The sequence below is a fragment of the Streptomyces sp. NPDC002853 genome, from assembly GCF_053591915.1.
The window spans coordinates 478,772-490,952 of sequence record NZ_JBSFUS010000006.1; the positions used below are offsets into that span (position 1 = coordinate 478,772).

Here is a 12,181-nt window from a genome sequence, read left to right on the forward strand (position 1 = left end):
CGACGCTCGTGTGCTGATCTTCGCCAACAGCCCCATGGTCACGGTCCGTTACCCTCCCTGTCCACCCTTTGTACTCGTACGCTGACTCAGCGTACGAGTTTGGTTGCTGGTGTACGGCTCCGGTGGCGACCACCGTTGGCACCATGCCGACCCAAGCCGAACCCGCCACCCCCCTGCTGGAGTTCACCCAGCGACTGAGCTCCACGCCCCGGGGCGCCCGCCTCGCACGCAGGCTGACCAGGTATCACCTGGACGGCTGGGGCATCCCGTACGACAGTGAGCTGTCCGACGCCGTCGAGGCGATCGTCGCCGAGCTGGCGGCGAACGCCGTCACTCACGGCCGCGTGCCCGGCCGTGACTTCGAGCTCCGCCTGACGCTCCGCAAGCACACGCTCCGTGTCGAGGTCTCCGACACCCTGAGCGAGCACAGGCCGCCGCACGAGCCCGGACTGCCGTCGTCGGAGGACGAGTCAGGCCGGGGTCTCGTGATCGTGGCGGCACTGGCCGAGGAGTGGGGCGTGGTCGGGCGGGAGGTAGGCAAGACGGTGTGGGCCGACGTCGGCGCCGCCGGTGTCAGCCGCAGAGCTCACGCGTGGTGAGGGAGCCGCCCGCGTTCTCGTCGTCCGTGCCGAGGGCCACGAGGTCGGAGCCGGGGACGCACCGCAGCGCCTCGATCTTGTAGCCGTCGAACCTGTCCAGGAGCTTGGGCGACTCGGCGACCGACAGCCTCACCTGACCCCCGGAGGTGACGGTCAGCTTGCCCGCGTCGCTCACGGCGGAGTCGAACGGGCCGTCGTCTCCGGCGTCGGACGCCGAACTGACCAGCAGGCGGCCCGACTTGGTCACCTCGATGTCCGACGCGTGGCGCACGTCCCCCTTGGGGTACGGCGCCCGGAGCGTGGCCTTCTGTACCTCGCCGAACTCCGACTCGCCGTAGGACCCGATCGAGAACGGGGCCGCGTACAGCGTCGCCGGGCGGTCCGCCCCCTTGCCCCGGTCCGCCCAGACCGCTGCCATTTTCCCGTTCCGTGCGGTCAGGCTGAAGCTTTCGAAATTGTCGCCGGCGCCGATCGCGGGCAGCGGTGTGATGTCGAGGACCTTCGCTGCCTCCCCGGCGTCGGTCAGCTTGACGTGGTAGGCGATCCCGCGGCTGGCGACGGCCACGAACTCGTCGGTCGTGCCCGGCACCGCGTCGACCGCCTCCAGGTCCACGGGCTCGATGCCGTCCTGCCAGGTGATCGCCGCGACCTCGGCGGGACGGCCGATGCGGTGGGTCACCTCCGCGATGCGGTTCTCGCCGGGCCGCTTGTTGTCGCGTACGACGAGGGCGCGAAGATCGCCCCCCGAACGGTAGGTGACGGTGAGGCCGCTGATGCCGGACTTAACGTCGTCCCCGACCTGATGCCATCTGCCCGCCTCCGCCTCCGGCTGCGCCGCGGACAGGCCGGTGCCGAAGGCCATCACAACTCCCGCGCCCAGTACGGTCATTGCGGTCAGAAGGGTCTTACGCATGGTCAGGGACCTCTCGCTCGATGTGCGACGCGCGTAGATTTTCACGGCTTGCCGGACCGTAATGGCCCGGCAAGCCGAGAGGCAAGGGAAGTACCTGGATCGGTCTAACCAGCGGACGGGCTCACACCGGCGTGGGTTCGCGGTGCTCCGGCTCCCGCTCGGGTCCGGTGGTTTTGACGGCGGTCGCCCTCCCGCGCCCGGGGCGCAGCAGCGTCGCCGCCAGGGCGAGGCCCGTGGCCGCGATGCCCGTGGCCACCCAGAAGGCGAGGCGGTAGCCGTCGGCCGTGGCCGCCACGGTCTGCCCGCCGTCCGCGAGCAGATTCTCCGTGCGTCCGGCCGCCAGCGTGGTCAGTACCGCAAGCCCCAGCGAACCGCCCACCACCTGTGTGGTGTTGAAGAGCCCGGAGGCCAGCCCCGCGTCCTCCTCGCGCGCCCCGGACATCGCGAGCCCCGTCACGGCGGGCATCGCCGCCGCGAACCCGGCGCCGAGCAGCAGCATCGCGGGGAGCACGTCGACCACGTACGAACCCTCGGCGGGCAGGCGGCCGAGCAGGGCGAGGCCGGCCGTGATGAGGGCAAGCCCCGCGAGCAACGAGCGGTACGGTCCGAAGCGGCCGATCAGCCGTGCGGACAGGCCCACCATCAGGACGCCGATGACGACGGGGGCGGGCAGGAACGCGAAGCCGGTCTTCAACTCCCCGTAGCCAAGGACGCGTTGGAAGTAGAGCGCACCGATGTACTGGAAGCCGTACATGCCCGCGATCATCAGGACCTGCACGGCGTTGGCGCCGGTCAGGGTGCGGGAGCGGAAGACGCGCAGGCGCAGCAGGGGGCGGGTGGCGTGGTGCTGCCGCACGGCGAACGCGGCGTACAGGGCGAGGGAGAGGGCGGCGAGCGCGAGCGTGGCGGGCGTCCCGTGCTCCGCGGAGCCGACGATGGTGTAGACGGTGAGCATCAGAGCGCCGGTGACGAGCGCCGCGCCCGGGTAGTCGGCGCCCCCGGCAAGTCCCGTGCCGCGGTCGTTCGTCAGGACGCGAACCGCGGCGACGAGTGCGACGGCCCCGACCGGCAGGTTGATCAGGAAGATCCAGTGCCAGTTAAGGGCCTCGGTGAGCGCGCCGCCCAGAAACGTGCCGAGCGCGCCGCCCGCGGCGCCGACCGCGCTGAACACCGCGATGGCCCTGGCCTGTTCACGCGGTTCGGGGAAGAGCGCCACCAGCATGCCGAGTACGACCGCCGAGGTCATCGCCCCGCCGACCCCCTGCGCGGCGCGTGCCGCGATGAGCAGGCCCTGGTCGGTGGCGACCCCGCACAGCACGGACGCCGCGGTGAACACGGCGAGACCCGAGACGAACATCCGCTTGCGGCCGATGAGATCGCCGAGCCGCCCGGCGAGCAGGAGCAGGCCGCCGAAGGCGATGAGGTAGGCGTTCACGACCCACGCCAGGCCCGGTGCCGAGAAGCCGAGATCGCTCTGGATGGCCGGCATCGCGACGGTGACGATGTTGCCGTCGATGATCGTCATCAGGAGGCCCGAGGACAGCACGGCCACCGATGCCCGACGGGAGCGTGGTGTGGTGGACGAGCGCTGAGCCCTGGCCTCGGACACGATGAAAACCTCCATGAACTGCATAGGTGCACGACTTGTAACGGGGTTCATCGTGCGTGACCATGGAGGTCAGGAGAAGGAGGAACTTCAATGTCCCAAGGGAACACGGGTGTTACGTCGCAGGTCGTGAACGCGCAGGCGTGCCCGATGCGCGAAGTTCTTGACAGGGTGGTGGGAAAATGGAGCATCCCGATCCTGGTCGCGGCGGCGCACGGCCCCATCCGCTTCACGGAGCTGGAGCGCAGCATCGAGGGCATCAGCCGCCGCATGCTGACGCTGACCCTGCGGAATCTGGAGCGCGACGGCTTGCTCACGCGCACGGTGTATCCGACGGTCCCGCCGAAGGTCGAGTATGAACTGACGCCGGTGGCCGAGGAGTTGCACGGCACGCTGCTGACCCTGACGGGGTGGGCCGAGCGGCACCGGGTGACGATCGCGCGGTCCCGGGCGGACTACGACGAGAAGCGGGGGCTGGTGGAGGCCTGACCCCCGCCTCGGACGACCGCGGGGGAGGCTATGGCTTGCGGCCCACCGCGCCGTACGCGTCGACCGGGGTCGTGTCCTCGGATTCGGGGCGCCACCGGGTGACCTGCGCGACGCCGGGGTCCACGAGTTCCAGGCCGTCGAAGAAGGCGGCGATCTCCTCGACGCCGCGCACGTGGTACGGGATCGCGCCGCTCCTGTTGTACGCGTTCGACGCCGCGATCATGCCGTCGCTGGTGGCGGTGCTGTCACTGATGACCAGATGGCTGCCGGACGGCAGACCCGCCATGAGCCGGGACACCAGCTCGCGTGCCTGCGCGTGATCACCGACATGGCCAAGGGTGTTGAGGATCATCAGGGCGACCGGCCGGGAGAGGTCGAGGGTCGCGCTCGCGCGCTCCAGGATGGCCTCGGGGGCGTACAGGTCGGCGTCGATGTACGCGGTCTCGCCCTCGGGCGTGCTGGTGAGCAGCGCGCGGGCGTGGGCCAGGACGAGCGGGTCGTTGTCCACGTACACGATCCGGGATTCGGGGGCCACGCGCTGGGCGACCTCGTGCGTGTTGTCGGCCGTCGGCAGGCCCGTGCCGATGTCGAGGAACTGCCGGATGCCCCGCTCCGTCGCCAGATGCCGGACCACGCGGCCGAGGAAGAGTCTGCTCAGGCGCGCCACGTCGACGAGACCCGGGTGGATCTGCTTGATGTGGTCGCCCAGTTCGCGGTCCTTCTCGTAGTTGTCCTTGCCGCCCACGAAGTAGTTCCAGAAGCGCGCCGAGTGCGGCGTGCTGGTGTCGATGCGCGCGCGTATGTCCGCGGCGGCGTCGGCTTGGGGGTCGCGGTCCGACACGGGGGCCTCCGGTGGGTGATCGGGCTTGCTCGGTACTTGAACGAACGATCACCCGCCAATCTAGTTCCCGGCGCGCGTACGTGCGCCCCCAACTCCTCGGCCGCAGAAGGCCGGTCGGAGGCCGGTCGGAGGCCGGTCAGAGGCCGAGCACGCTTGGGTCGCTTGCCAGGGCCCTGAAGTATTCGCGCGGATCGGCCACCATCCGCCGTTCGTTCAGGTCCAGGAGGCCACCCACGGCCTGCACCTCGGCGGCCCGGGTGCCGTCAGCCTTGCGGACGTGCTGCTCGATGCGGAACGTCTTGCGCTCCCCCCAGATGAACTCGCAGGTCACCTCCACCTCGTCGCCCGCGCGCAGCTCGCTGAAGTAGCGGATGGTGTTCTCCAGGGCGACCGGGCCCACCCCCTTGGCGAGCAGATCGGCCTGCTCGATCCCGGCCGCGCGCAGCACGGACCAGCGGGCGTGCTCGGCGTACTGCAGGAAGACGGCTTGGTTCAGGTGGCCCTGCGCGTCCGTCTCGTACCCACGGACGCTGATGCTCACGGAAAACGGCTCCGACACGACATTCCCTTCGACGGTTCTGCACGGTCACTTCGATGTCTGGCTTCTTCGGGGCGAGGCGAGGAGATAGCGCGCGCCACCGGCCCGCTCGGCATGCTCGCTGACCTGCCAGCCCGCCGCCTCCAGCGCGCTCGCACGGGCCCGCAGGCCGTCCGGCGACGCCTCGCGCACGGCCACGGCCTCGGGCTGCGGGGTCGCGTCCACCCGATAGCCGTCGGGGCCGGGCCGACCGCCCGCCGCCTCCAGGGCCAGCGCGGCGGCCTGCACCAGATGCGTCCGCTCCCAGGCACAGGGGCGGTCCCGCGCGCCGTCCGGGTTGGTCATGCGGCGCATCTCCAGGAGGCCTTCCCAGGCGCTGCGTACGTCGCGTGCGCGGGCCGCCGGTCGTTCGGCGTCCGGCGGCGGCGCGGGCTCGGCGCCGGTGCGGGCGGCGAAGAGGCCGGACGGAGCGGGCGCGGCCGGGGGAGGGCCGGGGGCGTCGGCGGCGGGTTCCTGTGTGCCTTCCCGCAGGCGGTGGCCCGTGGGCGTCAGGAAATAGGCGTGCGGCGGACGGGGGTGCCGGAAGGCGAGGCGGTGCCGCACGAGTCCCGTCAGCTGTGCCTCGCTCCCGGTCAGCCGTCCCGTCGCCGGGTCGGCGGCCTCGATGATGCGCCGCTGAGCGGCTGTCGGAGGCTTCGTCATGTGCCCACCTCTTCCCCAGGTCCTGCTGCCTGGTTCCGATAGTGCCTCGCGCCACTGACAACGGCCGCCGAACACCGGCTGTCCGCGGCCTGCCGACTCAGCGAAGGGTGCCCGTGGCGGGGTCGACCACCTTCTCCACGACCAGTTCGAGCGTGCGCCGGTCGTCGTCGGCGCTGCCGCGCTCGTGGGGCGTGCCCGGGTACGTGTCGAGCAGCACGTCCGTGGCGCCGAGCTCGGCCAGCGTCTGAAGGTCGGCCCGGAGCTGGTCGAGGCTGCCGTGGCCGAGGGGGCGGTCGGCCGTGTCCGGCTGCGCGGTGAGCCTGAGCTGGAGGCGGGGCACGAGGTCGGGCGTGGGGCGCCCGGCGGCCTCGGCCTCCGCCGCGATGCGGGGCAGCGCCGTACGCAGGACTTCGAGGGTCGGCATGAACGGGTGCCAGCCCTCGCCGAGGCGGGCCGCGCGGCGCTGGGCGGCGGGGGAGTTGCCGCCGACCCAGACGGGCAGCCGCGTCGCCGGGGCGGGGGCGTTGCGGATGTCCTCGTAGGCGACGTACCGGCCCTTGAAGGAGGTCGTCTCCTCGGCCCACGCGGCGCGTATCGCGGTGAGGTACTCGTCGGTGATGGCGCCGCGCTCCTCGAAGGGGACGCCAAGGGCCTCGTACTCCGCGCGGGACCAGCCGACGCCGGCGCCCAGGATGAAGCCCGCTTCGTTGAGCTGGTCGATGTTGGCGGCGAGTCGGGCGGTCTGGAGCGGGTGGCGGTAGGGGATGACGGTGATGGTCGTGCCGAGCCGCAGCCCCGGTACGCGACCCGCGAGATGTGCGGCGAGCACGAACTGGTCGTAGAAGGGGGCCGGGTAGACCGAGTGCACGTCGGGGGTGACCGTGATGTGGTCGGAGATCATCGCCAGACCGAACCCGAGGTCACGGGCGTTGGTCGCCTGGCGTACGAGGGAGTCGGGGGTGGTGCCGGAGCCGAAGTTGAGGAGATTCACGCCGTATCGCATGGCGGCAAGTCTTGATGATCTTCGGGGTGTGTGTCGAACCGAGGCACGGCCCGTCCGGGCCGGCCGGGGAAACCGGCCGGCCCGGACCGCTGTCGCTCGCGCTACTTGCTCATGGCGAAGCGCATCAGGGCCTGCTCGTCGCCCTGCTTGATCTTGCCGGTCTCGTTGATGACCTGGAGCTTCCAGGCACCACCCTCCCGGACCGCCTTGGCCACGGCGCAGCCGTTGTCGTTCGTGAGCAGGCTCGGCCAGATGTCGGCGACCTGCTGGGTGCTGCCGCCCGTGGCGTCGTACACCTTGAAGCTGATGTTGCGCGCGTTCTGGAAGGCGCTGCGCTTCTTGTACGCGGCGGCGACGAACACGATGGACGTGATGTTGTCCGGCACGCGCTCGAACTCGACGGTCACCGTCTCGTCGTCGCCGTCACCCTTGCCGGTCTGGTTGTCGCCGCTGTGCACCAGCGAGCCGTTGCCCAGCGGGTCGAGCGAGTCGAGGCCCGCGAGCCGCACCGGGTCCGCCCCCGCCATCGCGATGGCGATCAGGTCGAGGTCGGTGCCGGCCTTCTGCCGGAGCTTGCCCAGCACACCGCCGCTGCTGCCGACGGTGGGGTCCCACGACACACCTATGGACAGACGGGTCACGCCGCCCAGATCCGCCGGTCCGTCTTCCTTCTTGAGCGTGATCATTCGCGATCCTTCTTGGTGGTGAGAGAGCTATATGGGACAGAGTGTGCCTGGTTTTACGGACGAATGTTCCAGCTCGCCACCACCGGGCGGCCGTGTTCCGTGCTGAGCCGGCAGACCGTCCCCGTCGCCAGCTGAAACAACGACCCGCCCGACACCGGCAGTCCGAGGCGCCGCGCCGTCAGCACACGCAGGAAGTGGGAGTGCGCGAAGAGGACCACGCTGGACTCGTAGTTGGCCAGTGCCGCGTCGACCTTCGCCAGCATCCGGTCGGCCCGCTCGCCGATCTGCTCCGGGGTCTCACCGGGGTGCTCGGCGGGGCCCGGGGCCACGCCGTCCGTGAACAGATACCAGTCGGGGCGGGTGCGATGGATCTCCACCGTCGTGACCCCCTCGTACGCCCCGTAGTCCCACTCGCCCAGGTCAGGGTCGACCCGGGCGTCCGGGAACCCCGCCAGCTCAGCCGTGTCCCTGGCCCGCTTCCGGGGGCTCGTGAACGCCGCCCCGATCCGGAACCGTCCCACCAGCGGCGCGAGCCCCCGCGCCTGCTCCCTGCCGTTCTCGGTGAGCGGGATGTCCGTCCAGCTGGTGTGCCGGCCGTTCATCGACCACTCGGTCTCGCCGTGCCGGACGAGGAGCAGGTCACCCATGGTGCGGAACTTCCTGTCTTTCGGGGTTCTGTCGGTGGTGGCCGGTCCGGCGAAAGGGCCCGGTCCGGCCACCACCGAGACTAGATCCCCGCAGGTACGCGCGCGGGGCGGCCCGAGCCGCGCGTCAGGCAGTAGCCCCCGATGCCCGCCAGGGCACCGAGCACGCCACCGCCCGCGGTCCACAGCCAGCGGGACGACCACCAGGCCGAAGCCCAGCCGTCCTCCGGCTCACCGGACTCCGCCGCCATGTCGGTGCCGATGCCCGGCACCAAGGGCTTCGCCAGCGAGCCGTCCACCGCCTGCGCACCGCCCGCGTCGCTCGACGTCACCTTCGTCGCCGCCCGCATCGGAAGACCCAGGTCGTCCGCCTTGAGGCCGGTGACGGTCAGGCGCGCGTAATACGTGCCGGGCAGTGGGTCGTTGGCCCACGGCTCGGCCGACGCGCGCACGGTGCGCAGCGTGCAGGACAGCTCGACCGTGGCGGCGTCCTGCGCGACCGTCTTCGTCTGCGCGCCGAACCGGCACGCCTGGCGGCGCCGCAGCCCGTCGTACACGTCGACCTGCCAGGTGGAGCCGCCGTGCCTCGCGGCGTCCTCGGGCAGCTTGACCGTCGCGTGCACGGTGGGGCGCTGCCCGATGTCGGCGGGGAACGACCAGTACAGGTAGTCGCCGGTGGACGCCTCCGCCGTCGCCTCCTGGTCCAGCTGGATCGGCGTCGCCGTACGGAAGGACGTGCCGGCCTCGGTGGGCGCGGCCGCCTTGTCGTCGGCGTCGTCGGAAGCGTCGGCGAACGCCGCCCCCGCCGTCCCGGCCAGGGCGATCAGCGCGGCACCGGTCAGCAGGCCGAACCGGCTCAACACACGTGTCTTACGCATCAGTTGGTCCTCCAGACCGCGAAGCGCCAGCGCGAGAGCCAGCCCCAGACCAGACCGGCGACGAAGCCCGTGAGGATCAGCACACCGAGCAGCCACCAGCCGTTGCCGAGACCGAAGGACGCCACGTCCGACGCCTCGTCGGGCGCGTCCACCAGATCGACGGCGAGCTCGACGGGCAGCCCCGGGGTCGTCTTCACCGAGGAAGGCGCCGAGTAGGAGTTGCTGACCTGGAGACACACGGTCTCGGCGGCGGGCCCGCTCTTCCCGTCCGTCCCTTCCTCGTCGTCACCGTCCGCGTCCGGCTTCGGATAGCGCAGGCCGGTCGAGATCACGTCCGTACGCCCGTCGCCCGCCTCGGAACCCCGGACGATCTCGCGGCCGTGCACGGTCGAGGCCCGCAGCAGCACGCCGTAGTCCTTGTTCACCGCGCGGTCGGCGCCGACGCTGACGGAGGCGCGCAGCTCCTGGCCGGGCCTGACGTCGACGCGGTACCAGCGGTGCTCGCCGAACTTCTCGCGGTCGGTGTAGACACCCGCCTTAAGCTGCGGGGCGTCGGAGCACTGAGCCGCGCCGTCGGCGGCCACCGGAGTGGCCACGGGGTCCGCGGCGCGGTCCACCAACTGCTTGACGCGGCCCGAGAGTTCATCGGTGTGCCGCACCGAGGTGTACGTCCCGCCGGTCGCCTCCGCGATGCAGCTCAGCTGGTCGCGGGTCTTGGCGTCCGGCACCAGGCCGAGCGTGTCGACCGTGAGGTGGATGCCCTCGGCGGAGATCTTGCGGGCCACCTCGCAGGGGTCGAGCGGCCGGCAGGTGTCCTCGCCGTCGGAGATGAGGACGATCCGGCGGCTGCGCTCGGTGTTGTCGTCCTTGAGGTCGTCGGCGGCCTTCAGGAGGGTCGGGCCGATCGGCGTCCAGCCGGTGGGCGCGAGCGTGGCCACCGCGGTCTTCGCGTCCGTGCGCCCCGCGCGGTCGAGCTCCGCCACCGGGTAGAGGAGCTCGGTGTCCTTGCATCCCGTCTTGCGGTCGTCACCGTGATAGTTGGCGCCCAACGTCCGTATGCCGAGCTGCACTTCGTCCGGCGTGGCGTCGAGCACCTCGTTGAAAGCCTGCTTCGCCGCCGCCATCCGGGACTTGCCGTCGATGTCGCGGGCCCGCATCGAACCGCTGACGTCGAGGACGAGCTCGACCTTGGGCGAGGGCTGTGCGGGTTCGTCGTCACCGGCGGAGGAGGCCGCGGCGGGGCCCGCCGTGCCGAGCCCGGCGGTCAAGGCGGCGAGCAGGGCGAAGGCCCCGGCCGCCAGCCGTTGTCTTGTGATCATCGCCGGATCTTATTGATCTTGACGTGCATACCCAAACCGGCGGGTGGGTATGACCTTGTGCCGCCCCGGCTCAGCGCCTCAGCTCACGGCCCCCGAAGACCCCGCCTCCGTCGGCCTGCTTCCACCACGTCTCCAGGGCCGTCTGGTCCATCGTGTGCCACGCCGGTGTCTCCTCGACGAGCGCGCGGCCGAGGCACCGCCCCAGATCGACCATCGCGGCACCGGCGACAGCGCGGTCGGTGTCGTAGGTGTCGAGCGCGTCCGCCCAGGTCGTGGCCGTGGCGAAGGCGGACTCCAGGACCGTCGCGTCCTGCAGCGCCTTGACCGCGCCCGCCCCGGTGTGCGGCCGGGCGACGGTGGCGGCGTCGCCCGTCAGGAGCACGCGGCCCGTGGTGTAGCGGGGCGCCGTGTAGTCGTACATCGGCTGGAGGAAGAGCTCGTCGGGGGTGGTCGCGCGGATGAGATCGCCCCAGTAGGGAGGCAGCAACTCTTCGCACACGTGGGTGAGATGCGAGGCGAGGGCCTCCGTGAGCCCGCCGGGCGGCAGGCTGGTGGGGGCGGTGAGCCGCAGGTCGACACCGAGCCCCAGGTCGAGGCCCGGCGGCGGTGTCGTGTAGAGGACCCAGTTGACGCGGTGGCCGCCGACCCCGTCGGGGATGCGGTAGACGATGACATGGCCGCCGGGGAAGACGACGTACGCGCAGTCCTCCTGGGCCCACAGCCCCGGGTCCGGCAGCCGGCCGGCCGGGAAGGCGCCCCGCCAGGCGAGATAACCGGCGTACGCGGGACGTACGCCGGCGAACACCCCCGCACGGACCACGGAGCGGTAGCCGTCGGCGCCGATCACGAGGTCGAAGCGCTCGGTGCCGTCAGCGGTCACCACTTCGGCGCCCTCAGGGTCCTGGGCACCCTCCGTGCCCGTTCGCACCTCGTCCACCGCCATGCCCGCGCGGAAAACCACGGAATCGGGCACGCGGCCCCGCAACTCACGCCACAGCGGACCCCAGTTGTAGGTACGGAAGGCGAACGGCATCGCCCCGATCTCGTGCCCGAGCGGCCCGGCCGCCGACCCGCCCCGCACATACCAGCGGCGCCGCTCCAGCTGCACCCACGGCATGTCCGCGTCCAGGTACCCGGCGGAATCCAGCTCCGCGTAACGGGAGTTGTGCACCGCGAGCCCGACCCCGCGGTCCGCCAGGCACTCCGCCGCCCGCTCGTACACGGTGATCTCTGCGGCGCCACCGCGGTACGCGGCGAGTGCGGCGGCGCATCCGGCGACGCTCCCGCCCACGACGGCGACCCTGCCTCCACGCATCATCGCGCCATCCTGGCAGCAAGGATGATCCCCTGTCAGTGCAGGGACACCCCGCGTCCGGCGAAGAACGGTGCGAAGTCCGAAAGTGACATGTCCGCCGTCCGCGTCCCGGCGTCGATGCCCGACGGGTTGTGCAGATGCAGACCGCCGTCCGCCGAACGCCGCGTGACCAGCACCAGGTGACCGCCCCGGCCGGGCGAGGGCAGGTGCGGGCGGCGGATCTCGTAGTGCACCGAGACCATGACCGAGCGCCCCTCGTCGAGCAAGCCAGTGACCTCGTCCACCGTGAGGTGCCGGTGGACCGTGGCGTTGACGCCGTGCACGTCCCGCACGTACTCCGCGAACGGCGCGTAGATCAGCCCGCGGATCGTGCCGTCGGCATCCTCCGTGTACGCGCCGTACTTCAGCGCGCCGTCCCGCAGCTCGAAGAGCGAGGGCGCGTCCGGGCCCAGCGCCATCCGCAGGCAGGTCAGGCCGCACAGATGGCCGCACCAGCGCGCGTAGTCGTCGAGGGTGGCGGCGCCCGACTCCGCCCAGGCGGGGTCGTCCGCGCGGTCGAACGCGCCGTACACGATGGGCCCGACGAGGTCGGGCGAGGCGAACTGGGTCAGGGAAGGGACCCGGCAGGCTGAACAGAGAGACACACGA

14 protein-coding genes are annotated in these 12,181 nt (G+C 71.5%); 2 read left to right on the forward strand and 12 right to left on the reverse strand.

Translation table 11 applies throughout. The features are described 5' to 3' along the window. Positions 1 to 143: 143 nt before the first annotated feature. Positions 144 to 599, forward strand: coding sequence for an ATP-binding protein (locus ACWD02_RS19255; protein ID WP_451211800.1), 456 nt, complete (start codon positions 144 to 146; stop codon positions 597 to 599). On the opposite strand, the gene ACWD02_RS19260 is transcribed toward ACWD02_RS19255, so the two are convergent. Continuing rightward, positions 574 to 1,512: a hypothetical protein gene (locus ACWD02_RS19260; RefSeq protein ID WP_451211802.1), complete on the reverse strand. Its 939-nt coding sequence runs from the start codon at positions 1,510 to 1,512 to the stop codon at positions 574 to 576. The genes ACWD02_RS19255 and ACWD02_RS19260 overlap by 26 nt on opposite strands. 121 nt (positions 1,513 to 1,633) lie before the next feature. Then, positions 1,634 to 3,037: an MFS transporter gene (locus ACWD02_RS19265; RefSeq protein ID WP_451212091.1), complete on the reverse strand. Its 1,404-nt coding sequence runs from the start codon at positions 3,035 to 3,037 to the stop codon at positions 1,634 to 1,636. A gap of 174 nt (positions 3,038 to 3,211) precedes the next feature. Between ACWD02_RS19265 and ACWD02_RS19270 the strand changes: the two genes are divergently transcribed. Next, on the forward strand, positions 3,212 to 3,607 hold the full coding sequence (locus ACWD02_RS19270) for a winged helix-turn-helix transcriptional regulator (protein WP_451211804.1): 396 nt from the start codon (positions 3,212 to 3,214) through the stop codon (positions 3,605 to 3,607). 28 nt (positions 3,608 to 3,635) lie between these two features. Here ACWD02_RS19270 and ACWD02_RS19275 read toward each other — a convergent pair whose 3' ends face one another. The 10 genes from ACWD02_RS19275 to ACWD02_RS19320 all read right to left on the reverse strand — a co-directional run bounded on the left by ACWD02_RS19275 (position 3,636) and on the right by ACWD02_RS19320 (position 12,177). After that, positions 3,636 to 4,448 (reverse strand): SAM-dependent methyltransferase, encoded by an 813-nt coding sequence (locus ACWD02_RS19275; RefSeq protein WP_451211807.1) that lies wholly within the window; start codon positions 4,446 to 4,448, stop codon positions 3,636 to 3,638. Positions 4,449 to 4,584: 136 nt separating this feature from the next. Next, the gene (locus ACWD02_RS19280) at positions 4,585 to 5,007 is read right to left on the reverse strand and encodes an acyl-CoA thioesterase (RefSeq protein ID WP_451211810.1); all 423 of its coding nucleotides are present in this window, start codon (positions 5,005 to 5,007) and stop codon (positions 4,585 to 4,587) included. A 27-nt stretch (positions 5,008 to 5,034) separates the two neighbouring features. Beyond that, positions 5,035 to 5,688, reverse strand: coding sequence for a hypothetical protein (locus ACWD02_RS19285; protein WP_451211813.1), 654 nt, complete (start codon positions 5,686 to 5,688; stop codon positions 5,035 to 5,037). Positions 5,689 to 5,785: 97 nt separating this feature from the next. Then, entirely contained in the window at positions 5,786 to 6,691 is a 906-nt protein-coding gene (locus ACWD02_RS19290; protein ID WP_451211816.1) for a TIGR03619 family F420-dependent LLM class oxidoreductase, read from the reverse strand. Between the two features lie 101 nt (positions 6,692 to 6,792). Further along, positions 6,793 to 7,377: a TerD family protein gene (locus tag ACWD02_RS19295; RefSeq protein ID WP_363209647.1), complete on the reverse strand. Its 585-nt coding sequence runs from the start codon at positions 7,375 to 7,377 to the stop codon at positions 6,793 to 6,795. Positions 7,378 to 7,430: 53 nt separating this feature from the next. Next, positions 7,431 to 8,024: a histidine phosphatase family protein gene (locus ACWD02_RS19300; RefSeq protein ID WP_451211819.1), complete on the reverse strand. Its 594-nt coding sequence runs from the start codon at positions 8,022 to 8,024 to the stop codon at positions 7,431 to 7,433. Between the two features lie 80 nt (positions 8,025 to 8,104). Next, positions 8,105 to 8,899: a hypothetical protein gene (locus tag ACWD02_RS19305; protein ID WP_451211822.1), complete on the reverse strand. Its 795-nt coding sequence runs from the start codon at positions 8,897 to 8,899 to the stop codon at positions 8,105 to 8,107. Further along, positions 8,899 to 10,218 carry a VWA domain-containing protein gene (locus ACWD02_RS19310; protein WP_451211825.1) on the reverse strand — a complete coding sequence of 440 codons (1,320 nt, stop codon included), beginning with the start codon at positions 10,216 to 10,218 and terminating at the stop codon, positions 8,899 to 8,901. Before ACWD02_RS19310 ends, ACWD02_RS19305 begins: the two co-directional genes overlap by 1 nt. Positions 10,219 to 10,288: 70 nt before the next feature. Then, entirely contained in the window at positions 10,289 to 11,533 is a 1,245-nt protein-coding gene (locus ACWD02_RS19315; protein WP_451212094.1) for an FAD-dependent monooxygenase, read from the reverse strand. 35 nt (positions 11,534 to 11,568) lie between these two features. Next, complete coding sequence (locus ACWD02_RS19320) at positions 11,569 to 12,177, reverse strand: peptidase (RefSeq protein WP_451211828.1); 609 nt, start codon at positions 12,175 to 12,177, stop codon at positions 11,569 to 11,571. Positions 12,178 to 12,181 lie beyond the last annotated feature (4 nt).